We start from the raw sequence: 23,074 nt of genomic DNA on the forward strand, positions 1-23,074 counted from the left end.
TTTGCAAATCAGCCGGACTTTCTTCGCAAGACTATGCTTTTTCAGCCATTTCGACGATCCACGTTTGTAGATATTGCGAAGTCGTGAGGGAATAACAAGTCGTCCGGAGCAGGAAAATGCATTCAGCGGCGTCGCCAGACCTTCATCCCGACGAAACCCGGTTCGTGGAGATGGTGTTTCCGGAGCAGGCCAATCACTACGGCACGCTGTTCGGCGGCCATGCGCTTAGCCTGATGGGCAAGGCGGCATTCGTCACGGCCACGCGGCACGCGCGCCAGAGCGTTGTCATGGCGACCTCGGACAAGATCGAATTTCACGAGCCGATCCATGTCGGCGAACTCGTCGAACTCGTTGCCCAGGTCGTACGTGTCGGCCGCAGCTCGATGACGGTCGCGGTCGACATGATCCGCGAAGAGCTGATCACCGGCAGGCGGAAATCCGCGGTGCGCGGAACGTTCGAGATGGTCGCGGTGAACGAATTCGGCCGCCCGGTCCCGATCACGCAATCAACCATGACCGATCCAATCCAGAAGGAAGCTGCGTCTTGAAACAGCATCGCGTTCGTACGTTCAAATCGGCCGATCATCTCCCCCGCGCAGGGCAACTGGCCTGGAAGATCGCCGAGGTCGCCGCCGACCCGGTCGCGGTCGAGAGCGATGTGGTGGAGATGCTGGGCAACCGCATCATCGACAACGCCGCCGTTGCCGCAGCCTCGGTGGCGCGGCGTCCCGTTGTCAGCGCGCGAGCGCAAACCGAGGCGCATCCGTTCCAGCCGGGATCAACCGTGTTCGGGCTGACGCGGTCGCAGCGGATTTCGCCGGAATGGGCCGCCTGGGCCAACGGCGTCGCCGTCCGCGAACTCGATTTCCACGACACGTTCCTCGCGGCGGACTATTCACACCCCGGCGACAACATTCCGCCGGTGCTGGCTGTCGCCCAGCACTGCGGGCTGACGGGCGCGGACCTCGTGCGCGGGCTGGCCACGGCTTACGAAATTCAAGTCGACCTCGTAAAAGGCATCTGCCTGCACGAGCACAAGATCGATCATATCGCGCATCTCGGCCCGTCCGCCGCAGCCGGGATCGGCGCGCTGCTCGGATTGCCTGTCGAGATGATCTATCAGGCCGTTCAGCAGGCGCTTCACGTCACCACGACCACGCGGCAATCGCGCAAGGGCGAGATATCGAGCTGGAAGGCCTATGCGCCGGCCTTCGCCGGCAAGATGGCGATCGAGGCCGTCGATCGCGTGATGCGCGGCGAAGGCGCGCCGTCACCCGCCTATGAGGGCGAAGACGGCTTCATCGCCTGGCTGCTCGGCGGCCCGAGCGCGGAGTACACCGTGCCGCTGCCTGACAAGGGCGAACCCAAGCGCGCTATTCTCGACACCTACACCAAGGAGCACTCGGCCGAATATCAGAGCCAGGCCCTGATCGACCTCGCGCGCCGGCTGGGACCGAAAATCGGCGATCTCTCTGACATCGAAAGCATCGTCATCCACACCAGCCATCACACCCACTACGTCATCGGCACCGGCGCCAACGATCCGCAAAAGATGGACCCGAAGGCGAGTCGCGAAACGCTCGATCATTCGATCATGTATATCTTCGCGGTCGCGCTCGAAGACGGCGGCTGGCATCACGAGCGATCCTATGCGCCCGAGCGCGCGGGCCGCGACACCACGGTCGCGCTGTGGCGCAAGATCTCGACGGTCGAAGACCCCGCATGGACCCGCCGCTACCACAGCCACGATCCGAAGGAAAAAGCGTTCGGCGGTCGCGTCGTCGTGAAGCTGAAGGGCGGCTCCGTCATCAGCGACGAGATTGCGCTGGCTGACGCACATCCGCTGGGGGCCCGCCCGTTCAAGCGCCCGGACTACATCCGGAAATTCCGCAACCTGGCGGAAGGCGTGATCGCGGCGACCGAGCAGGATCGCTTCGTCGCAACGGTCGAAAGGCTAGCGTCGCTGAAGGCGGGTGAACTGACCGACCTCACTTTTACAGTCGATCCAAAATTCCTCGGCGCGACATCGACGCACGGAATCTTCGACTGGCGCGACGCCGGTAATCGATAAGGGAGATTGAGATGACGGACATCAAGCCTTCGCCCAAGAAATCGGTCGCGCTTTCCGGCGTGATCGCCGGCGACACCGCGCTGTGCACGGTCGGCCGCACCGGCAACGACCTGCATTATCGCGGCTACGACATTCTCGATGTCGCCGAAAGCTGCGAGTTCGAGGAGATCGCGTATCTCCTGGTTCACGGCAGCCTGCCCACTTTGTCGGAGCTCAGAAACTACAAGGCCAAGCTGAAGGCGCTGCGCGGGTTACCTTCAGCGGTGTTGCAGACGCTGGAATTGTTGCCCGCCGCCGCGCATCCGATGGATGTTCTCAGAAGCGGCGTTTCTGCACTCGGCTGCATCCTGCCGGAGGCCCATGACCACAATCAGCCCGGCGCCCGCGACATTGCCGACCGGCTGATGGCCTCGCTCGGATCGATGCTGCTGTACTGGCACCACTACGCCCACCACGGCCGCCGGATCGACGTCGAAACCGACGACGATTCGATCGGCTCGCATTTCCTGCACCTGCTCCATGGCAGGAAACCGCCGCCATCGCACGAGCGCGCGATGCATACCTCGCTGATCCTCTACGCGGAGCACGAGTACAACGCCTCGACGTTCACCGCGCGCTCGATTGCAGGCACCGGCTCGGATCTCTATTCCGCGATAACAGGCGCGATCGGCGCGCTGCGCGGGCCGAAGCACGGCGGCGCCAACGAGATCGCCTTCGAAGTGCAGAAGCGCTACGGCACTACGGAAGAGGCAGAGGCCGATATCCGCCGCAGAGTGGCGGCCAAGGAGGTCGTGATCGGCTTCGGTCATCCGGTCTACACCATCGCCGATCCACGCAACAAGGTGATCAAGGAAGTCGCGCGCCGCCTCAGCATCGAGGGCGAAAGCACCCGGATGTTCGAAATCGCCGACCGGATCGAGGCCGTCATGGCCGACGCCAAGAAGATGTTCGCCAATCTCGACTGGTTCAGCGCGGTCTCCTACCACGCGATGGGGGTGCCGACCGCGATGTTCACGCCGTTGTTCGTGATATCGAGGACGTCCGGGTGGGCAGCGCATGTGATGGAACAGCGCATCAACAACAAGATCATCCGCCCTGCCGCGAACTATATCGGCCCGGAGAATTTGAAGTTCGTGCCGCTGCATGAGCGTGGCAAAGCCGCCATCGCCCCACGCGCCGCGTAAGGAGGCAACCATGGTGTATCTCCTGGGTAGAGACTTAGCCGACAAGCCGGCCGGGGCTCGCTTCCGCGACCTCCTGGACAGACCGGGCATTCTCCAGATGCCGGGCACGCATAATGGAATGGCCGCGCTGCAGGCCCGCGACGCCGGCTTTTCCGCGCTCTATCTGTCGGGCGCGGCGATGACGGCTTCGATGGGCCTGCCGGATCTCGGCATCATCACCATCGAGGAAGTCGCCTTCTTCATCCGCCAGGTGGCGCGCGCCGGCGGCCTGCCGGTGCTGGTCGATGGCGACACCGGCTATGGCGAGGCGCTCAATGTCATGAACATGGTGCGCACTTTCGAGGATGCCGGTGCTGCGGCCGTTCATATCGAGGACCAGTTGCTTCCGAAAAAATGCGGCCATCTCAACGACAAGAAGCTGGCGGACGCGCACGACATGGCAGCCAAGGTCGCCGCCGCCGCAAAGGCGCGGCGTCATCTCTATCTGATCGCGAGAACCGATGCCGCGGCGAGCGAAGGGATCGACGGCGCAGTAGCGCGCGCAAAGCTTTATCTCGAAGCGGGAGCGGACGCGATCTTCCCGGAAGCGATGATTTCGCGCGAGATGTTCGAGGAGTTCGCCAGGCGCATTCCCGGCGTTCCGCTGCTGGCCAACATGACCGAGTTCGGCAAGACGCCGTTCTTCACCGCATCCGAGTTCGAGGCGATGGGTTATCGCATGGTGATCTGGCCGGTGTCGTCGCTCCGCGTCGCCAACAGGGCCCAGCAGAATCTGTTCGCCACCCTCAAGCGCGACGGCAGCACCTGCAAGATGCTCGACCAGATGCAGACGCGCGCCGAGTTGTACGCAGCGATCGGGCTGCACGATTACGAGGCGCTCGACGCCTCCATCGTCAAAACCATCGTCCCCGCGGGCATGCCCGAGAGGTGAACGGTTCCGCTATCTGGCTGGTCGAAACGGAATTCATTGAAAAGGTGATACGGCGAACGCCACCCGATCCCGTATTGACTGAGATCGCCGTTGACCTTAACTGAATCCGTCGTGGTTCTTCGGGCTCGTTCGGCCCGAAGCTAAGAGGGAAGCCGGTGCGGCCGAAAAGCCAAAGCCGGAGCTGCCCCCGCAACTGTAAGCGGCGAGCCGCTGTCCAACAAAGCCACTGAGACCACAATTGGTCTCGGGAAGGCCGGACAGCAGCACTGACCCGCGAGCCAGGAGACCTGCCTCGACAACATACACGTCCTCGGGCGGGGTGTCCCGGTGGTGCGGTTGCGATTCCGCGCGCGCTGCCGTACGCGGAGTCCAGACGTGTCACTTCGGCCTTTGCCCCCAACTTTTGGGGTTAAGCCAATGACTTCTTCTACATCGTCTACTACGATCTCCACTTCCGCGCTTCCCGTTGCCTCCCTGGGCACGCCGCGTATCGGCCCGCGCCGCGAGCTGAAATTCGCGCTGGAAAGTTTCTGGTCGGGAGCAACCGACGAGAAGGCGCTGATCGAAGCCGGCGCCGGTCTTCGCGCCGCCAACTGGGCGCGCCAGAAAAAACTCGGCGTCAGCGTGATCCCGTCGAACGATTTTTCGTTCTACGACCAGATGCTCGACACGTCAGTGATGGTCGGCGCGATACCGGAAATCTATCGCTGGAACGGCGGGCAGGTCCCGCTCGCGACCTATTTTGCGATGGCTCGCGGCGCGCAAGGCAAAACGCATGAGGCTAGCTGCGGTCATATCGATCACGGGCACGAGGCCGCGCACGGCGTGCCGGCGCAGGAGATGACAAAATGGTTCGACACCAATTACCACTACATGGTGCCCGAACTGACGAAGGATCAGCAGTTCACCCTCGCCTCGCGCAAGCCGATCGAGGAATACGAGGAAGCCAAGGCGCTGGGCTATCAGACCCGTCCCGTGCTGGTCGGCCCGGTTACGTTCCTCAAGCTCGCCAAGAGCAAGGATGCCGGTTTCAATCCGCTGTCGCTGCTCGACCGGTTGCTGCCGGTCTACATCGACGTGCTGCGCGAACTGGCCTATCGGGGCGCCGAATGGGTGCAGATCGACGAGCCATGTCTGGTGCTCGACCTCGATATCGTCGCCCGGCAGGCGCTGCATTATGCCTATAGTGAGATCGCCAACGCGGTGCCGCAGCTCAAGATCATGCTGGCGGCCTATTTCGGCGGGCTGGGCGGCAACAGCGACGCTGCGTTGGCGCTGCCCGTCGCCGGCCTGCATCTCGATCTGGTACGCGCGCCTGATCAGATCGATGGCCTCGCCGATTTTCCAAAAGACCGCGTGCTGTCGCTTGGAATCATCGACGGCCGTAACATCTGGCGCGCGGATTTGAGCCGGATCCTCGACCGGCTCGAACCCGTGATCGCGAAGCTCGGCAAGGACCGCGTGCAGATCGCCCCCTCCTGCTCGCTGCTGCATGTTCCGATCGATCTGGCGCTTGAAACGGAGCTCGATTCCGAAATCAAGAGCTGGCTGGCGTTCTCGGTGCAGAAGCTCGAGGAGCTGACTACGCTCGGGACGGCGCTCGCCGGTGGACGCGATAGCGTCGAAGCCGCCCTGAGTGTCTCGGACCGCGCGGCTGCCGCGCGCAACGCTTCGCCGCGAATTCACGATGCGGAGGTGGCGGCGCGCATCGCCGGCGTCGATGACGCGATGCGTCGCCGCGCCAGCCCATTCGCCGAGCGCGCCGGCGTTCAACACGAGCGTTTCAACCTGCCGGCTTTCCCGACCACGACGATCGGCTCGTTCCCGCAGACGCCCGAAGTCAGGAAAGCCCGCGCCGCGCACGCCAGCGGAACCCTAACGGATGAAGTCTACAAGGTCTATTTGCAGGACCAGACCGCCCGCGCGGTGCAGTGGCAGGAAACCATCGGTCTCGACGTGCTCGTGCACGGCGAGTTCGAGCGCAACGACATGGTGCAGTACTTCGGCGAACAGCTCGCGGGCTTTGCGTTCACCTCAAACGGCTGGGTGCAATCCTACGGATCGCGCTACGTCCGCCCGCCAGTGTTGTTTGGCGACGTCTCGCGCCCGAAGCCGATGACGGTCGAGTGGTGGCAATACGCCCAGTCACTGACGAAAAAGCCGATGAAGGCGATGCTGACCGGTCCGGTCACCATCCTGAACTGGTCGTTCGTCCGCGACGACATTCCGCGCAGCGAGGCCTGCCGCCAGATCGCGCTCGCGATCCGCGACGAGGTGGCCGATCTCGAAGCCGCCGGCGCCGGCATGATCCAGATCGACGAGGCGGCGCTGCGCGAAGGCTTGCCGCTGCGCAAATCCGAATGGAAGACGTATCTGGACTGGGCCGTCGACGCCTTCCGCCTCTGTTCGTCCGGCGTGCGCGACGAGACCCAGATCCACACCCACATGTGCTACTCGGAGTTCAACGACATCATCGGCGCGATCGGTGCGATGGACGCCGACGTGATCTCGATCGAGACCTCGCGCTCGAAGATGGAATTGCTCGACGCATTCAGGGACTACCGTTATCCGAACGAAATCGGCCCCGGCGTCTACGACATCCATTCGCCGCGGGTGCCCGATATCGAAGAGATGACCGCCCTGCTCAGGCTGGCCCGGAAGCGGCTATCCGACGCCCAGATCTGGATCAATCCGGATTGCGGACTGAAGACCCGCAAATGGGAAGAGGTGCGGCCCGCGCTCGTCAACATGGTCGCGGCTGCCCGCGAATTGCGGGCATCCGCCTAGCGCGAACCGCGCCCCGTCTCTAATCTTGCTGCAGCTTCGTAAGGTGGGCAAAGGCGCGCAAGCGCCGTGCCCACCATCTTTCCGAGACCGTCAGCGTGAATGGTGGGCACGCTGCGCTTTGCCCGTCCCACGACTGTCCTTATGATGATTGCGGGAGATCGAAGGAGACCGCGATGCGCTTCTGGATTGAATGCACGAGCTTCGAGACGGGGCAGCCCATCCACATCAACATCGCGCTTGTCGGCAGCATGTCGAGGGACGGTGAGCGCACCGTTCTCACCTTTGTCGGTGGCGACGGGGAGACGATCGAAGTGGTAGAGACGCCGGAGCATATCCTGGCCGTGCATCTCGGCGCTCCGGCGAAGGCATAACTCGCCTCGTGGCGGCAACCACGTCATTGCGGGCGAAGCGAAGCAATCCATTCTGTCCCGTCGCTGTGAGATGGATTGTTTCGCGGAGCCTGTCATCCGGCGGCGCTGCGCGCCGACCGGGTGGCTCGCAATGACGACAGCGCAGACAAAAAAACGCGGCGTTTCCGCCGCGTTTTCTGTTCAGATGCAATCTGCTCACGCCTGCGGCTGCGGCTCCAGGCCGGGGTCCGGATCGGGACGCGGGCGCGGCTTGCCGGCGGGCGGCACGGCGGAGGCGCGCGGCGTGCTCGGCTCCAGCACCGACTCGCGGTTGGGCTTCTTGCCCTTCAAAAGGTCGACGATCTCGTCGCCTGACAGCGTCTCGAATTCGAGCAAGCCCTTGGCCAGCGTCTCGAGGTCCTCGCGCTTCTCGGTAAGGATCTTGGTGGCCTCGTTGTAGCCGTCCTCGACCAGACGCCGGATCTCGGAGTCGATCTTCTGGACGGTCGCTTCCGACGCGTTTTGCGTGCGCGACACCGACATGCCCAAAAATACCTCGTCCTGGTTTTCGCCGTAGGACACGGTGCCGAGCTCTTCGGACAGGCCCCAACGCGTCACCATCATGCGCGCCAGCCGCGTCGCCTGCTCGATGTCGGAGGCGGCGCCCGAGGTGACCTTCTCACGGCCGAAGATCAGTTCTTCGGCAACGCGTCCACCCATCATGATCGCCAGCCGCGAGGTCATCTGTTCGAGCGACATCGACAGCTTGTCGCGCTCGGGCAACTGCATCACCATGCCGAGCGCACGTCCGCGCGGGATGATCGTGGCCTTGTGGATCGGATCGGTCGCGACGACGTTAAGGCCGACGATAGCGTGGCCGCCCTCGTGATAGGCGGTCAGCAGCTTTTCTTCCTCGGTCATGACGAGCGACTTGCGCTCGGCGCCCATCATCACCTTGTCCTTGGCTTCCTCGAACTCGGCCTGCGTCACCATCCGCTTGTTGCGGCGGGCGGCGGTCAGCGCGGCCTCGTTGACGAGGTTCATCAGGTCGGCGCCCGAAAAGCCCGGTGTGCCGCGCGCAATGGTCTTGAGGTTGATATCCGGCGCCAGCGGCACCTTGCGGACGTGAACTTTCAGGATCTGCTCGCGGCCGACGACATCAGGGTTCGGCACCACGACCTGACGGTCGAAGCGGCCGGGACGCAGCAGCGCGGGATCCAGCACGTCGGGACGGTTGGTCGCCGCAATCAGGATCACGCCTTCATTGGCCTCGAAGCCGTCCATCTCGACCAGCAACTGGTTCAGCGTCTGCTCGCGCTCGTCATTGCCGCCGCCGAGACCGGCGCCGCGATGACGGCCGACCGCATCGATTTCGTCGATGAAGATGATGCAGGGCGCGTTCTTCTTGGCCTGCTCGAACATGTCACGGACGCGGGAGGCGCCGACGCCGACGAACATTTCGACGAAGTCAGAGCCGGAAATGGTGAAGAACGGCACGTTGGCTTCGCCCGCGACCGCACGCGCGATCAGCGTCTTGCCGGTGCCGGGAGGGCCGACCAGCAGCACGCCGCGCGGAATCCGTCCGCCGAGGCGCTGGAATTTGCCGGGATCGCGCAGGAATTCGACGATCTCCTGCAGGTCCTGCTTGGCCTCGTCGACACCGGCGACGTCCTCGAAGGTGACGCGGCCATGGGCCTCCGTCAGCATCTTGGCGCGCGACTTGCCGAAGCCCATCGCCTTGCCGGCGCCGCCCTGCATCTGACGCGACAGGAAGATCCACACGCCGATCAGCGCGATGAAGGGCAGCCAGGAAACGAGCAGCGACACGAACCACGGCACGTTGTCGCCGGGCGGCTTCGCGGTGATCGAGACCTTGCCGTCATACAGACGCTTCACCAGCGTCGGGTCGTTCGGTGCATAGGTCTGGAACGAGGAGCCGTTGGTGAAGGTACCGTGAATCTCCGGCCCCTGGATCACGACGTCGCGAACGCGGTTCTGGTCGACCTCGCTCAACAGCTGCGAAAACGAGATGTCCTGCGAAGACGTGCGCTGACCGGGATTCTGGAAAAGCGTGAACAATGCCAACAGCAGCAAGACAATAATGACCCAGAGGGCGAAGTTGCGCAGATTGGCGTTCATTGATCTTCCTTCGTGGTCGCGCGGATCGCGGCCCTATGTCCTTGGCAGTAACCCTTGAGTATTCTTTGGGTAGTGAGGCGAGAATCCCCGGTCCACTGCACCCAATCTAGGTGGCGCCCGGGTCGATGCCAAGGGAACGACGCAGGACTATTTAGCGCATCCTAGCGCAATTCCCGGTCAAAAAATGGCGCAAAATCCGGGGTTTCCACGGGGTGGTTAAGATGCCCTGCCGGATTATTCGGGGATATCGCGATATAGGGCCGCTTCTCACGCCTTCCCACCCCGGCGCTGCGGCGCCGGATCGACGTGAATTCGTCCGCCGCTCAGGCTGATTACCGCCCCGGCAAGGGTCTGCTTCAGCCTCGCCTGCTTCTCACCGTCGGCAATGGCCCGGTCCAAGGCCGACAACAGGGCTTCCAGCTTGCCGAGTTCCGCAGTTCCCTCGTAGCCGGCCCGGTCGATCGCGCGCTTGAGCAACCTCAGGCGGATCTCCTCAGGCAGACCGGCAAAAGCTCCGGCATCGAATCCGAAACGCGAGACATCATGATGGTCCCTCAGGGCAAGGTAGCGCTCGGCCCCATCGACCAGCACTTCGATCGCGGCATTCGCCCGCGCCACCCTCGATGCCAACCGCGCCAGACTTCGACTGTCGCCGCCCTCCTCGGCCAGAACAGGCATCAATGCGCGCAGCCGCGGCCGCGTGAAGCTCATGTCGCGATTGGTGGGATCGTCTGCAAAGGCGATCTTCGCCTTGCCCAGCGTCGCAACGAGTCGCGATTTCGGGACGTCCAGCAACGGCCGCGCCAGCCACACGCCCTCGCGCTCGGTCTCGCGCGCCATCGCCGCGAGACCGGCGATGCCGCTGCCGCGCAACATCCGCATCAACAGCGTCTCGGCCTGGTCGTCGCGGGTATGGGCGGTGAGAATGTGCGTCGCGCCGCTCGCTTGCGCGGCTTTCGCCAGCAGACGATAGCGCGCCATGCGCGCCGCGGCCGGCAATCCGGTTTTCGGCTTGGCCCCGCTCCAGCGCATCGTGCGATGGGGCAGATCGAGGGTGCGTGCGAGACGCTTGACGTCGCGCGCCTCGCGCGCGGCCTCCACCCGCAAGCCGTGGTCGACGGTGACGGCAATCAATCGCGGCCCACGCGAAAGCGCGCGGCGCCAGCGGGCGGCAAGCCACATCAGGGCAAGGGAATCGGGACCGCCGGATACCGCCAGCACGAGCGCAGGCGCGGCCTTCCAATGCGCGAACAGGTCTTTCGCTTGCTGTACCGAGATCGGCGCGCGGTCGTCGTCAGGCTCGTTGTCAGGCATGGCATCGCCAGTCTATTCGAGGCCGATGGCGGCCTCGACCGGCTTCCGCTTTAGCACTTAACCCGCTTCTGCTCACGATCGACGGCGGCTTTGACGCCGGAAGATGCGCGCGGATATTTCCGCGTCACCTCGCCGAGCGCGGCGCAGGCGGCTTCCTTTTCCTTCAGCGCCGCCAGCGACTGGCCGAGCCGCAGCAGGGCGTCGGGCGCCTTGCCCGACTTGTCGAACTTGGTGGTTACGCCGAGGAACGCTTCGGCGGCGTCGCGATATTGCTGGCGCTGGAAGTAACTTTCGCCGAGCCAGTATTGCGAATCCGCGATCAAGGGATCGCTTGGATATTTCTGCGCAAAGTTCTTCATCGTCTCTTCGGCCAGCGCATAGTCCTTGCGCTGCATGTAACCGATGCCGAGATCGAATTCGTCCTTTGACGTGGCCGAAGGCGGCAACGTGGTCAGCGCGGCGCTGGCGCCGGGCCCGGGGCCGCGCGGTGGCGGTGCGGCTGCGCCCGGCGGCGGCAAGGCGCCACCGGGATCGCGCGGGCCGCCGAGATTGAGCGGCTCGCCCGGACCGCGCCCCCCTGGCCCGCCGACCGCCGCTTCGCTCGACATCGGCATCTGGCCACCGCCGAGTGCGCGCGGCGCGCCGGGCGCGTTGGGATTCTGGCTGGGATCGAAGGCATCACCGCGACGGCGGCCACCTGCCTGCGGGGCTGCCGGGTCCTGCACGATCGGCGCGGGCGATGCGATCTGCGGCTGCTGGTCATAGCCCCCTTGGGCTTGCGGATAGCCCTGCGGCTGGCGCGCCCCCTGCGGCGGGCCGGGCTGAACTGGAGGCGGCGCCGCGGCCACGCTGGGCTGCGCACCCGGGGGCTGGCCACCCGGCGGGGGCGGTGCGGCGCCAAGCTGACGGAGCCGGTCCTCTAGCTGGCGGTTACGGTACTGCAACTCCTCGTTCTGGCCGGTCAGTTGCCGGAGCTGATTTTCCAGCCGCTGGATCCGCATCTCCAGGTCGGCGTCGTCGGACTGCGCCTGGACCTGCGGGGATCCTTGCGGAGAACGCTCCCACGGGAACGTGATCTGTGCGGACGAGGTCTGCACAGACAAAGCCAGCATCGCAGCAATCGCCGCGGCGCCGGAAGCATTGAGGAAGCTGGATGACATTTTGCCCTGACGACGAAAATCACGTGTCAAACGAAAGCAGAACACTATTGAGATAGGGAGTACGCCAGAATTGTGACTGGCGTTTCCGATTCGGTTCGCTGAGTTCCGGTATGGTTTAGTATCCGCTTCAAGACAAGCCGCTGGGCCCGGCGGACCGTTCACAAATCGATGGAGATCCGCTCATGCACGTATCCGTGAACGGGGTGCGGCTGTTCTTCGATGTCGAGGGCGCGAAGCTGGTTCCGGACGGCCCGGTGATGCGGGAAAAGCCGGTGCTGCTGATGCTGCACGGCGGGCCCGGCGCCGACCATTCGATCTACCGGCCCGCCTACTCGGCCTTGGCCGATATCGCCCAAATTGTCTATCTCGACCATCGCGGCAACGGCCGCAGCGAAGATGGCCCGAGAGAGGGCTGGACCCTGGCCCAATGGGGCGACGACGTGCGCGCGTTCTGCGACGCGCTCGGCATAACCGATCCGATCGTGCTGGGCGCATCGTTCGGCGGCATGGTCGCGCTGGCCTACGCCACGCGGCACCCGGATCACCCCTCAAAGCTGATCCTGATCAGCACCGAAGCCCGTGGCGGGTCATATCCAGATCGGCGCGTGGAACTGTTCGAGCGCTTTGGCGGCCCGGAAGTGGGCGCGCTGGCGCGCCGTCGCTTCCTGCAATTTCACGGCCATCCGGACCAGGCCTCGCGCGACGCGTGGCGGCAGCTGGCCATGCCGCTTTACTTCCGGACCCCGCGCGATCCGGATATGGCGCGCCGCGCCGTCAACCGGCCGGAGGTGTCGCATTGGTTCACAAGACCGGGCGGCGAATGCGACAACTTCAACATGTTCCCCGATCTCCATCGCATTCAGTGCCCTACCCTTGTGATGGGCGGTGAAGACGATCCGATGCATCCGATCGAGAGCCAGGCGGATATCGCGGCCGCGCTGCCGGCCCATCTGGTGCAGTTCGAACGGTTTGCCAATTGCGGGCATGCCGTGGTGCCCGATGCGCCTGGACGGGCGATGGCGCTGATCCGGGAGTTTATCGGGCGCCCAAAATAAAACCGGCGCCCGAAGGCGCCGGTTTTGAAACTCTGCGAGGCCGAATTCCTCAGGCGCCGGCGTTCAGCACCGTGACGGCGCGGCGGTTCTGCGACCAGCAGGAAATGTCGTTACAGACCGCCACCGGACGCTCCTTGCCGTAGGAGATGGTGCGCATGCGGTTCGGATCGATGCCGCGCGAGGCGAGATAGCTGCGCACCGACTGGGCCCGGCGCGCGCCGAGCGCGATGTTGTATTCGCGGGTGCCGCGCTCGTCGGCATGGCCTTCGATGGTGAAGGAATAGCGGTTGTAGGTCTGCAGCCACTGCGCCTGCTTCTCCAGCGTCGCGATCGCCTGCGGGCTCAGCTCGGTCTGGTCGCTCTCGAAGAACACGCGATCGCCGACATTGACCACGAAATCCTGCTGGCTCCCCGGGGTTGCCGCGCTCGCCATCGCGCCGTCGGCGCCGACGTTGTTCTTGGCGCAGGCGCCCATCGACAGCGCCACCGCGACCACAGCCGCCAGCTTCCATCCCTGGAGGAAACGCATCTGATATTTCATTCCGGAGCCTCCACGCTCACGTTTTTCGACTGTTATCCGGTCTACAGGTCGATGGTTAAGCGAACGTTCCGTCAACCTTGATGGAACCTTGCCAGACCCGATCAAATGCCGACAAACCGTGAAAAGCGACTGCGATAGTTAATGGTTTGTAAATGTGGCGCGAGGGTGAAGGCAAGTGCGCACAGGGCCCAAATCACCAGATTTGGGGCTTTGTCATGGGCATTGGGGCGAAATGCGCCGATCCGGCGAGGCATGACGAGCCTTGCCGGGTTGCCGGGCGTAGGAAGCCGACATGGTCCGGGCAGCTGATTCTGCCCGCAGTCCGTCCGGTTCAGGAACTCGGAACCATCGAGGCACGCGCGTGTGTGGAGATGGCACGGGCTTGCCGCGCGGCTCGCTCGCCAGCGCGCTCGAACAGCATCCGCCGCTCGAATGCGGTCGATCGCATCATCGGATAGCGCTCGAAGACCTTTTCCTTCATCGCCGGAAAATCCGCCGCCATCAGTCCGACCGGCTTGAGCAGGCCGGGGAACATGCGGGGCTCGGCAATGGTCTCGTGCAGGAACACGCGGCGATAGAACGCCTGGTGCTCGGCCCGCACAATCGCCAGCCCGAGATCGGCGTTGAAATACTCGCAAGCCATATAGGCGAGCCGCAGCGTCAGATAGGGCAGTTCCGGGAACCGCTTGACCTTGTCAGGGTCGGCGACGAAACGCGCGGGATCGACGATGACCTCGCCCCGATCTAGCCGGGGATGAAGAATTTCCCCGAAAGCCTCGGCAGAACAAGACTCCCGCCATTCGGACGTCAGCACGCTGATACGCACGGAGCTGTAAAGCTCGCCGTACAGGTAGACGCCAAAGGTCCAGGAATTCGGCAGGTCGTCATACTGATCGGTAACGCGCTGCTCGGGGGATTCCTTCACCGCGCCTTCGCGAAGATAGGCACGATAGCGGAGGTTGTAGATCTCTTCTTTTTCTTCCGGTGTGTTCGCCAGACGATAGTCGACTTGATCCAACAGGTCCGAACTTCGTCCAAAGGCCGTGATAGAAGCATCGGCCGGGGACCGCATGCAGTACTCCTAACGCTTTTCAGGCAACTTCCGCGAGCGCTGAAAGGATTAACCTCTTGTTAAGGAGATTGCAAAGGCTTCAAGAGGTTAAGGTTACTCCGGGAACCCATTCCCCCGTATTTTCACGGGGAATTCAGGCGATGGAGCGCGAGGAGACCGGGATCAACTGACTGTCCGGCGGACGGCGGCCGTGCGAGGCATTGAGCAACTGGCGAACCCGCACCGCGGGCACCGGCGGGCTGAACAGATAGCCCTGCGCCTCGGTTACCGCGCCATCGGCGCTGATCAATTCGAGCTGCTCGTTGGTCTCGATGCCCTCCACCACGACCGACATTCCGAGGTCGGCCGACAGCCGCGCCACGCCGCGCAGCAGCGTCAGCGGACGGTCGCTATCGATCCCTTCGAGGAACGAGCGGTCGATCTTCACTTTCTGCAATGGGAAGTTGTGCAGATAGCTGAGGCTCGAATAGCCGGTGCCGAAATCGTCGAGCGATATCCGCACGCCGAGCGAATGCAATTGCGACAGCACATCGTGCGTGAGCTGTGTGTTGCGCAGCAGCGAGGACTCGGTGATCTCGATTTCGAGGCGGTTCGCCGGCAGGCCGGAGACCTCGATCGCATAACGGACTTCGCTCAGCACGTCGCGCTGATGGAATTGCTGCGGCGAAAAGTTCACCGCGACGCTGACGCCTTCGGGCCATTTCATGCATTCCATGCAGGCCTTGCGGAGAATCCAGCGCCCGAGATCGACGATCAGGCCCATGTCCTCGGCGACCGGAATGATATCGGTCGGCGAAACCGTGCCGCGAACCGGATGATTCCAGCGCAACAACGCCTCGCAGGTGGAGATCCGGCCCGATTTGAGATTGACCAGCGGCTGGAAGAACAGCTCGAACTCCTCGTTGGCCAGCGCCTTGCGCAGGTCGAGTTCGAGGATGCGGCGGGATTCGACGACCTGCGCCATCTCGTCCCGGAAGAAGCAGAAGGTGCCGCGGCCGTCGGCCTTGGCGCGGTACAGCGCCATGTCGGCGTTCTTGAGCAGCGTGTCGGCGCTGACGCCGCGCGAGGTCATGGCGATGCCGACGCTGGCGCCGATCTCGACCAGATGATTGTCGATCTTGTAGCGCTCGCTCAGGCGATCGACGATGCGCCGGGCGAGACCGGCGGCGTCGTCGGGCGAATGAACGTTCTGCTGGAACACCACGAACTCGTCGCCGCCGAACCGCGCCACGAAATCCTCGGGCCGCAGCATCTCGCGCAGCCGTTCGGACACCGCGCACAGCAACTGGTCGCCGCAGGGATGGCCGAGCGTATCGTTGACCTGCTTGAACTGGTCGAGATCGACGAACAGCAGCGCCGACAATTGTTCGGCGCCCTGCTGGACAGCCAGAAGCCGCCCGATCTCGTCCCGGAAATTGACCCGGTTCGGCAGCGCCGTCAGTTCGTCGTAACGCGCCAGATGACTGATCCGGGCTTCGGCATTGCGGCGTTCGGTGATGTCTTCGACCAGCACGACCGCGCCGCCGCCCTCCATCGCCTGGAACGTCCACGACAGCGACCGGCCCCGCGCGACGTCGGGATCGGTGGTAATCATGTCGCGGGCCTGCGTGTTCACGATCTCCGACAGGATCATCTTGCCGCTCGCCGCCGAAATCGAGTTCGAGGCGATGCAGGCCGCGACGATGTCGTTGGCGCTGGCGCTGCGCTGGATGAGATCCTCGGAGAGGTTCATCATTTCGCTGAAGCGGTGATTCATCACCGCGAGCCGGCCATCGGCGCGAAACATGCAGAGCCCATGCGGCATGTTGTTCAACGCCGTATCGAACTGGCCGGCCAGCGCGGCTTCGCGGAAGCTCGACGTCAGCGCCTTGACGAAGATCGCGTGCAGGCTGAGGTTGATGCCCTTGAGGCCCATGAAAAACAGCGCCAGCAACGCGGCGAGGCTGATGTAGAAAAAGTCGGCATGCGTCGCCAGCGCCAGCGACATCGGGCCGCAAGCGAGCAGGATGTGATACTGGATCAGCTTGGGCCGGCCGTAATTGCGGGCGGCGCCGCCGGCGGTGTAGCCGACCGTCGCCGCGACGCAGATCATGTGCGCGATAGCGTCGTCGTTGCCGAAAATCGTGAGGAAGCACCAGACACCCAGTACGCTGGCGTAGACCATGGCCCCGATCGCATAGCGCGGCTCCCAGTGCTTGGCCTGCTCGAACGTCAGCACCTGGGTGCGCCGTTCGTATTTGCGCATCTGGAAGGCACGTAGCGTGCCGATGCCGATGATCAACGCCGCACACGGCCACAACAGCACGTTGCCGGTCTTGAGCGCCGTCAATACCGCGGCGACGGCGGTGGAGACCGAGCCGATGAACATTGGCCAGAAATTCTGGCACATGGAATCGACCAGCGCCGCGTAGAGCGCCGGCTCCGGCTCTTCCCGGCGGCTACCTCGTTTTTTCGGGTCGACCAACTGCATCGGCAGGGCACGTGTCCTGTTAGGGTAGGTAGTTCTACCCTTCCCAGATGAAGTCTTTCTGAGGGAACATCGTTACCGAGAGGTTGCTTTTTGCTTCGCACAGCAAAAATTTGCTCGGAAAATCAGCGGGCTAGGCAATGTTTACCTATTAACAAATGCGCTCGCGCCCGACCGGGTTCCATCAGGACAGCAGCGGCGACCAAGCCGGGTCGGAGGCAAAACCGGGCGTTGGCACCCGCAATTCGTTACGACCTGAAATATCGACCGTGTAGAGCGACGGTCCGCCGCTGCCGCCGGGATCGCGGAAGAACATCACGACCCGGCCGTTCGGCGCGAAGGTCGGCCCTTCATTGTGGAAGCCCGAGGTGAGGATGCGCTCGCCCGAACCGTCGGTCTTCATGATGCCGATCGCGAACGCCCCGCCGCCCTGCTTGGTGAAGGCGATGTAGTCGCCGCGCGGCGACCACACCGGCGTCGAATAGCTGCCCTCGCCGAACGAGATGCGCTGCGCACCGCCGCCGGTGGCCGCCATCACGTAGATCTGCGGCTTGCCGCCGCGGTCGGATTCGAAACAGATCCGGCTGCCGTCCGGCGAATAGGACGGCGAGGTGTCGATCGCCGGCGTGTCGGTCAGCCGCGTCGTCGATTTCGAACGCAGATCCATCACGAACAGGTTCGAGTTGCCGCCCTGCTGCAGGCTCATGATGATGCGCTGGCCGTCCGGCGAGAACCGTGGCGAGAACGACATGCCGGGGAAATTGCCGACGATCTCGCGCTGCCCGGTCTCGACGTTGAACAGATAGACGCGCGGATCGCCCTGGCCGAACTCCATGTAGGTGATCTCTTGCGTCGACGGCGAGAACCGCGGCGTCAGCACCAGATCGCTTCCCTTGGTCAGATATCTGACATTGGCGCCGTCCTGATCCATCAGCGCCAGCCGCTTGACGCGGCGTTCCTTGGACCCGGTCTCGTCGACGAAGACGACGCGGCTGTCGAAATAGCCCTTCTCGCTGGTCGCGCGTTCGTAGATCTGGTCGGAGATGATGTGGGCAATCCGCCGCCAATATTCCGGCGAGGTCTGGTATTGCTGGCCGGACATCTGCTGCTGGGTGTTCACGTCCCAGAGGCGGAATTCGGCTTTCAGACGGCCGTCGCCCTGCCGGGTCATCCGGCCGGTCACCAAATACAGCGCGCCGATCTGCTTCCAACTCTGGAACTGCGGCGGGCTGTCGGGATTGGTGATGCGCTCGATGAACGCAGCCGGATCGATCGGCGCGAACAGGCCGCTGCGCTTGAGATTGTTGGTGATCACCTGCGCCACACCGACACCGACTTCGGCGTCGCCGGGCGTGCCGGCTACGAAATTCGGGATCGCGATCGGCTGAGGCGTAAACTCACCTTCGGGAATGGGGATCCGCTTCGGCGCTTGCGCAAATGCGCTGCGAACCGGCGCGGCCGTGACCGTACCAAGCGCGGCCATTCCAGAAATGATCTGCCTGCGGCTCAGGTGGAACGACATAGCAGGCAACCCATCTTTGTCAGTCATCGCTTCAATCTTGCTCATGTGGGATCGCCAATCGGCGAGCGCAATCAGACTTTTTCCTTGAACACCGGCGCGAAATATTTCCATTCCTCGTAAAAAGCCGCCGGCAATTTGTACGGCTGGCATTCGATGATCGCGCGTAACGCGCTCTCCTGGTAGACGCGCAGGAACGGCGTCGCCGGAACGCCTTCCGGGACCGGCGAGCCTTCAAGGGTGCCGTCGCGCTTCAGACGAATGGCAAACGCAACCTCAGGCTTCTGCGATTCGATGCCGCCATAGGGCTTCTTCCAGCATCGCTCGACCTGCCGCTGGAACATCGAGCCCCAGGTTGCGGAATTGTCTGCCGCCGTGCCCTTCGAAAGGCCGAGCGCGGCGTTGGAATTCAGCGTGTCGTTCGCGACCGCCTGACGCGTCGGGTCGCGCTTGTCGAGCAGGGCTGCGATCTGGCTCTGATCGAAGTGCCGTTCGACGATTTTCGGCTTCTGCGGCTCTGGCGGCTTGGCGGCCTGCACCGGCTTCGGCGGCGGCTTCTTCTCTTCCTTCTTGATCGCCTCGGCGATCGGGTCGGGCTTGACCGGCTCGGGTTTTTTCTCGACCGGCTTCGGCTCTTGCTTCGGCTCTTCCTTTGGCTTCTCGACGACCTTCGGCGGGTCGGGTTTCTTCTCGACCGGCTTCTCCTCGACCTTCGGCTGCGGCGGCGGCGCGGTCTCGGTTACGACCGGCGCCTTCTCGGTGATCTTGCCGACGGCATCGTCCACGGGCTTGGCTTCGGCGACTTTCTCGGCCAGCGGCTTCGGGTTTTCTTTCTTGCCGGTCTTCGTGCCGGCCATGACCTTGGCAAGCTGGTCAGGCGAAATCACATCGACCGGCACCGAATCTTCCGGCTGTATTTCCAGGGCCTTGGTCGAGAACGACAGCATCACCCACCCCAGCACGAGCACGTGCAGGGCAACCGACGCCAAAACCGTTTTGTCGACCTTGACCTTCACTCGAGCTTTCCCGCTCCCCCGTCAGCCGTCGCGCGCCGCATGGCTCAGGAACCCTGATCCGGCACGATGACGATATTCGCCTTGAATCCCGCCGTCCGAATATACCCCAATAGTTTCATCATATCCGTGTAACAGACGTCCTTGTCGCCGCGCAGGTATACCACGCTCTCTGCCTCCGACCGGGTCTCCCGGATCGCCTTGATCTTGGGCAGCAGGTCGTTGGTCGAAATCAGCGTATCCCCGAGATAGAGTTCGACATTCGAATTGCAGGCTCCGCCGGTGCGCTTGACGGAGAGCGTCAACGGCGGCGCGTTGGCCTGGATCTGCTTGCCGCCGGAGGCGACCGGCAAGTCGATATCGATGCTCGAGGTCATCAGCGGCGCCGCCACCATGAAGATGATCAGCAGCACCAGCATCACGTCGACCATCGGCGTGACGTTGATCTCCGCCATCACGGCGGCGCGACGCCGGCCGCGGCGTCCACCGCCGCCGCCCGTCGAACCTGCCATGTTCATCGCCATGATCTGGATCTCACGATGCGCTCGTCATTGGCCGTCCTCACGCCCGCTCGTCGATCTGGCGGGACAGAATGGCGGAAAACTCGTCGGCAAAACCTTCCAGCCGCTGCGCCTGCCGGTTCACCTCGGAGGTGAACTTATTGTAGAAAATGGTCGCGGGGATGGCGGCGATAAGACCGATAGCGGTCGCAAACAGTGCCTCGGCAATGCCGGGCGCCACCACCGCGAGCGACGTATTTTTCGAGGCCGCAATCGACTGGAAGCTCGACATGATGCCCCAGACGGTTCCGAACAGGCCCACGAACGGCCCGGCCGAGCCGACAGTCGCCAGCACCAGCAGCCGCCGTTCCAGCCGCTCGACCTCGCGCGCGATGGAGACGTTCATCACCTTCTCGATCCGCATCTGCAGGCCGGCAAAGGAGCGCGTCTGGCTCTCGAACGAGCGCTTCCACTCGCGCATGGCCGCGACAAAGCACGCCGCCATCGACTGCGTCGGTTTTGGCTGACAGCGCGCGATAGAGTTCTTCGATCGACTGCCCCGACCAGAACGCCTGCTCGAAGCGATCCATGGCGCGCTTGGTGCGGCCATAGAGGAAAATCTTGTCGATCGCGATCGCCCAGACCCAGACCGAGCAGGCCAACAGCCCCAGCATGACGGTTTTCACGACCCAATGGGCCTGCAGGAACAGGGCAATCAGCGACACGTCGGCGGAGACCAACGGCAGGGCTGCCGGAGCCACGTCGGCGGGATTCATGGGCGGTATCCTCTCAACGCAAGTGTCCCTATTTCCTCCGGGAGCAAACGGCTGCCGGTACCACAGCCGCGCGTCGGGCGCGGCGATTTGCGCCAGCGCGAGAGCCGCTCTTGGTGTCGCATGGGGGGCCCGCCGAAAGCCGGGACTTGCTTCCCCTGCCAACATGTCAAAACGAGGGCTGTCAGCGCGTCATTCCGTCCCTAACCAGACGCTAAGCTTGGTTAACACTAGGTTACTAAAGGGAAATGTGGCTGCCGTAAATCCAGGCGGGCCGGGCGGTTACGGGGCTCGCGGTCCGGGTTCCATACCGGGGAAGGTGGTACCCGGCTGGTCGCCTCGCCCTTCGGGACGGCGGCACGGCGGGGTTGCGGAAACAAGTAGTTACCGTCGTCCCTGCGAACGCAGGGACCCATACTCCGCGGCCGTCATTGCTGGAAAAGACAGACAACAACGACCTCACAAAACAACTTCGGCCGGTGGCTATGTTGGGGTGGACGGCCCCCGACGGCATCGATGTGCCAGAATGAGGTCGGTAAAGATCTCAAACAAGGGAGCCGTCCATGAGCGATATTATCCGAATTGGTGTGGACACGTCCAAGAGTGTTTTCCAGCTGCATGGGGTGGATGCGGCCGAGCGGCCGGTGCTGCGCAAGAAGCTGCGCCGACGCGACTTCCTGAGCTTTTTCGCGCAGCTGCCGCCGACCAAGGTGGGCCTGGAAGCTTGCGGCGGGTCGCACCACTGGGCACGCGAGCTGACGGCGCTGGGGCACGAGCCGAAGCTGCTGCCAGCGCAGCACGTAAGGCCGTACGTGCAGCGCAACAAGAACGACCAGAGAGATTCCGATGCGGTCTGCGAGGCAATGAGCCGGCCGCGCATGAGCTTCGTGAGGATCAAGAGTGCGGAAGAGCAAGCGGCGCAAATGTTGATGACGACGCGCCAGCGGCTGATCGACTATCGCACGCAGCTCATCAACACCATCCGCGGCCACGCGGCCGAGTTCGGGCTGACGGCCGCCAAAGGGCCTGCCCATGTCGGGCCGCTGCTGGCGCGTATTGCCGAAGACGGAACAGTGCCCGCGCTTGCCAAAGAGCTGTTCGCCATCCACGGCGACGAGTACGGCCGGCTGAAGCTCGAGCTGCGTGAGATCGAGGCGAAGCTGAAGGTCTGGCACCGGGAGAACGAGATGAGCCGGCGCCTTGCCGAGGTCGATGCCATCGGCCCGATCGGCGGCTGCTTGCTGGCGGTCAAAGCACCCGACCCGCATGCCTTCGGCTGCGGTCGCGACTTCGCGGCCTGGATGGGGTTGACCCCGAAGGATCATTCCACCGCCGGCAAGATGCGGCTCGGCGTCATTACCCGCGCCGGCGACGAGGCCTTGCGCCGCACCCTGGTGGTGGGCGCCACCTCGGTCATCCAGCAGGTCAACAAGGGCAAGGCGCATCCCTCGCCCTGGCTGCGCGATCTGGTGGCGCGCAAGCCACCGAAACTTGCCGCCGTGGCGCTCGCCAACAAGCTCGCGCGCATCGCCTGGAAACTGATGGTCAGCGGTGAACGCTACGACCCGGCGCGCGCCGGCATCGTCTCCCCGAGGCCAAGGGTAGCGCCGTGCTCGCGACGTCAAGGCCGCTGCGCGCCGCCTACGGCGGTGGCCTCCGGCCAGCCTTGACGACGCTTGCGCGCGGCGCTCGAAAGCTAGCCGCCATCGGTGAAACGAAGCACTCCGGGCCTCGCCCACAACACAACCAAGGTAATCACATGACCCGATATCCGACCCGCAGATCATCAACTTCGGCATGAGGCCCAAAGCCTCACGCCGCAGCCAAAGCTTGCTCGAGAACGGAAGATGGAACCTGATCGATCGATCACAGTCACGAGGCAAAACTCCGTGGGACCGTTGGTGCAAAGACGCCGCGGCCATGTTTGGAGCTCGTGCTGTGGACCCCATCTTGGCAGCGGTCATGTGCGACCGCATCATCAGACCGGACATATGGCCGCAATCGCTTCGATCAAAAACCAGTTCCGCCTCTTGCCAGCAGGGGCCGTCCACATATGGGTCCCTGCGTTCGCAGGGACGACGTGGGACGGATTTTCGGATTCAACTGTCAAACAGCGTGAGGATGCGAGTTTGCGATCTCGCGGTACGATGTACCCGAGGTTTGCATCTTCGTTTGCCCTCCTCTTGAATAGAGGGCGC

At 63.7% G+C, this 23,074-nt stretch carries 17 protein-coding genes, 1 pseudogene and 1 riboswitch; of the genes and pseudogenes, 8 read left to right on the forward strand and 10 right to left on the reverse strand.

Features of this window, described 5'->3' with window-relative positions; translation table 11 throughout:
* Positions 1-116: 116 nt before the first annotated feature.
* The 6 genes from V1293_RS18400 (at position 117) to V1293_RS18425 (ending at position 7,344) form a co-directional block, all read left to right on the forward strand.
* Positions 117-548 (forward strand): acyl-CoA thioesterase, encoded by a 432-nt coding sequence (locus V1293_RS18400; protein ID WP_334511278.1) that lies wholly within the window; start codon positions 117-119, stop codon positions 546-548.
* Complete coding sequence (locus V1293_RS18405; RefSeq protein ID WP_334511279.1) at positions 545-2,071, forward strand: MmgE/PrpD family protein; 1,527 nt, start codon at positions 545-547, stop codon at positions 2,069-2,071. Before V1293_RS18400 ends, V1293_RS18405 begins: the two co-directional genes overlap by 4 nt.
* A gap of 11 nt (positions 2,072-2,082) precedes the next feature.
* A complete protein-coding gene (gene prpC / locus V1293_RS18410; RefSeq protein ID WP_334511280.1) occupies positions 2,083-3,255 on the forward strand; it encodes a bifunctional 2-methylcitrate synthase/citrate synthase in 1,173 nt (390 codons plus the stop codon).
* A gap of 10 nt (positions 3,256-3,265) precedes the next feature.
* Complete coding sequence (prpB, locus tag V1293_RS18415; RefSeq protein ID WP_334511281.1) at positions 3,266-4,186, forward strand: methylisocitrate lyase; 921 nt, start codon at positions 3,266-3,268, stop codon at positions 4,184-4,186.
* 95 nt (positions 4,187-4,281) lie between these two features.
* Positions 4,282-4,495, forward strand: a riboswitch (cobalamin riboswitch).
* 108 nt (positions 4,496-4,603) lie between these two features.
* Positions 4,604-6,973 carry a 5-methyltetrahydropteroyltriglutamate--homocysteine S-methyltransferase gene (metE, locus tag V1293_RS18420; RefSeq protein WP_334511282.1) on the forward strand — a complete coding sequence of 790 codons (2,370 nt, stop codon included), beginning with the start codon at positions 4,604-4,606 and terminating at the stop codon, positions 6,971-6,973.
* Between the two features lie 173 nt (positions 6,974-7,146).
* Positions 7,147-7,344 carry a hypothetical protein gene (locus V1293_RS18425; protein WP_334511283.1) on the forward strand — a complete coding sequence of 66 codons (198 nt, stop codon included), beginning with the start codon at positions 7,147-7,149 and terminating at the stop codon, positions 7,342-7,344.
* Positions 7,345-7,539: 195 nt separating this feature from the next.
* Here the strand turns inward: V1293_RS18425 and ftsH are convergent, their stop codons facing one another.
* The 3 genes from ftsH to ybgF form a co-directional block, all read right to left on the reverse strand.
* On the reverse strand, positions 7,540-9,462 hold the full coding sequence (gene ftsH / locus V1293_RS18430) for an ATP-dependent zinc metalloprotease FtsH (RefSeq protein WP_334511284.1): 1,923 nt from the start codon (positions 9,460-9,462) through the stop codon (positions 7,540-7,542).
* A gap of 267 nt (positions 9,463-9,729) precedes the next feature.
* On the reverse strand, positions 9,730-10,776 hold the full coding sequence (gene tilS, locus V1293_RS18435; protein WP_334511285.1) for a tRNA lysidine(34) synthetase TilS: 1,047 nt from the start codon (positions 10,774-10,776) through the stop codon (positions 9,730-9,732).
* Between the two features lie 50 nt (positions 10,777-10,826).
* The gene (gene ybgF, locus V1293_RS18440) at positions 10,827-11,936 is read right to left on the reverse strand and encodes a tol-pal system protein YbgF (protein WP_334511286.1); all 1,110 of its coding nucleotides are present in this window, start codon (positions 11,934-11,936) and stop codon (positions 10,827-10,829) included.
* Positions 11,937-12,139: 203 nt separating this feature from the next.
* On the opposite strand from ybgF, the gene V1293_RS18445 reads away from it, so the two are divergent.
* Complete coding sequence (locus tag V1293_RS18445) at positions 12,140-12,991, forward strand: alpha/beta fold hydrolase (RefSeq protein ID WP_334511287.1); 852 nt, start codon at positions 12,140-12,142, stop codon at positions 12,989-12,991.
* A gap of 49 nt (positions 12,992-13,040) precedes the next feature.
* Here the strand turns inward: V1293_RS18445 and pal are convergent, their stop codons facing one another.
* From pal to tolQ, 7 genes and pseudogenes are all read right to left on the reverse strand, one after another.
* Positions 13,041-13,532 (reverse strand): peptidoglycan-associated lipoprotein Pal, encoded by a 492-nt coding sequence (pal, locus tag V1293_RS18450; protein ID WP_334511288.1) that lies wholly within the window; start codon positions 13,530-13,532, stop codon positions 13,041-13,043.
* Positions 13,533-13,863: 331 nt separating this feature from the next.
* Positions 13,864-14,604, reverse strand: a complete 741-nt coding sequence (locus V1293_RS18455; RefSeq protein WP_334511289.1) for an N-acyl amino acid synthase FeeM domain-containing protein — start codon at positions 14,602-14,604, stop codon at positions 13,864-13,866.
* Positions 14,605-14,737: 133 nt separating this feature from the next.
* Positions 14,738-17,074, reverse strand: a complete 2,337-nt coding sequence (locus tag V1293_RS18460; protein ID WP_334511290.1) for a putative bifunctional diguanylate cyclase/phosphodiesterase — start codon at positions 17,072-17,074, stop codon at positions 14,738-14,740.
* A 181-nt stretch (positions 17,075-17,255) separates the two neighbouring features.
* Positions 17,256-18,593 (reverse strand): Tol-Pal system beta propeller repeat protein TolB, encoded by a 1,338-nt coding sequence (gene tolB, locus V1293_RS18465; protein ID WP_334516785.1) that lies wholly within the window; start codon positions 18,591-18,593, stop codon positions 17,256-17,258.
* Between the two features lie 71 nt (positions 18,594-18,664).
* Positions 18,665-19,606 (reverse strand): protein TolA, encoded by a 942-nt coding sequence (locus tag V1293_RS18470; protein ID WP_334511291.1) that lies wholly within the window; start codon positions 19,604-19,606, stop codon positions 18,665-18,667.
* Positions 19,607-19,650: 44 nt separating this feature from the next.
* Positions 19,651-20,127, reverse strand: coding sequence for a biopolymer transporter ExbD (locus V1293_RS18475; RefSeq protein ID WP_334511292.1), 477 nt, complete (start codon positions 20,125-20,127; stop codon positions 19,651-19,653).
* Positions 20,128-20,164: 37 nt separating this feature from the next.
* Positions 20,165-20,879, reverse strand: a pseudogene (gene tolQ / locus V1293_RS18480) (protein TolQ).
* A gap of 560 nt (positions 20,880-21,439) precedes the next feature.
* On the opposite strand from tolQ, the gene V1293_RS18485 reads away from it, so the two are divergent.
* Positions 21,440-22,546 carry an IS110 family transposase gene (locus V1293_RS18485; RefSeq protein WP_334506549.1) on the forward strand — a complete coding sequence of 369 codons (1,107 nt, stop codon included), beginning with the start codon at positions 21,440-21,442 and terminating at the stop codon, positions 22,544-22,546.
* Positions 22,547-23,074: the final 528 nt, after the last annotated feature.

The sequence above is a fragment of the Bradyrhizobium sp. AZCC 1693 genome, assembly GCF_036924745.1.
In the GTDB taxonomy this organism is placed as follows: domain Bacteria; phylum Pseudomonadota; class Alphaproteobacteria; order Rhizobiales; family Xanthobacteraceae; genus Bradyrhizobium.

Coding starts and splice junctions, on each gene's coding strand:
- V1293_RS18400 (WP_334511278.1), top strand. CDS start 117: ATGCATTCAGCGGCGTCGCCAGACCTTCATCCCGACGAAACCCGGTTC.
- prpC (WP_334511280.1), top strand. CDS start 2,083: ATGACGGACATCAAGCCTTCGCCCAAGAAATCGGTCGCGCTTTCCGGC.
- prpB (WP_334511281.1), top strand. CDS start 3,266: ATGGTGTATCTCCTGGGTAGAGACTTAGCCGACAAGCCGGCCGGGGCT.
- metE (WP_334511282.1), top strand. CDS start 4,604: ATGACTTCTTCTACATCGTCTACTACGATCTCCACTTCCGCGCTTCCC.
- V1293_RS18425 (WP_334511283.1), top strand. CDS start 7,147: ATGCGCTTCTGGATTGAATGCACGAGCTTCGAGACGGGGCAGCCCATC.
- ftsH (WP_334511284.1), bottom strand. CDS start 9,462: ATGAACGCCAATCTGCGCAACTTCGCCCTCTGGGTCATTATTGTCTTG.
- tilS (WP_334511285.1), bottom strand. CDS start 10,776: ATGCCTGACAACGAGCCTGACGACGACCGCGCGCCGATCTCGGTACAG.
- ybgF (WP_334511286.1), bottom strand. CDS start 11,936: ATGTCATCCAGCTTCCTCAATGCTTCCGGCGCCGCGGCGATTGCTGCG.
- pal (WP_334511288.1), bottom strand. CDS start 13,532: ATGAAATATCAGATGCGTTTCCTCCAGGGATGGAAGCTGGCGGCTGTG.
- V1293_RS18455 (WP_334511289.1), bottom strand. CDS start 14,604: ATGCGGTCCCCGGCCGATGCTTCTATCACGGCCTTTGGACGAAGTTCG.
- V1293_RS18460 (WP_334511290.1), bottom strand. CDS start 17,074: ATGCAGTTGGTCGACCCGAAAAAACGAGGTAGCCGCCGGGAAGAGCCG.
- tolB (WP_334516785.1), bottom strand. CDS start 18,593: ATGTCGTTCCACCTGAGCCGCAGGCAGATCATTTCTGGAATGGCCGCG.
- V1293_RS18475 (WP_334511292.1), bottom strand. CDS start 20,127: ATGGCGATGAACATGGCAGGTTCGACGGGCGGCGGCGGTGGACGCCGC.
- V1293_RS18485 (WP_334506549.1), top strand. CDS start 21,440: ATGAGCGATATTATCCGAATTGGTGTGGACACGTCCAAGAGTGTTTTC.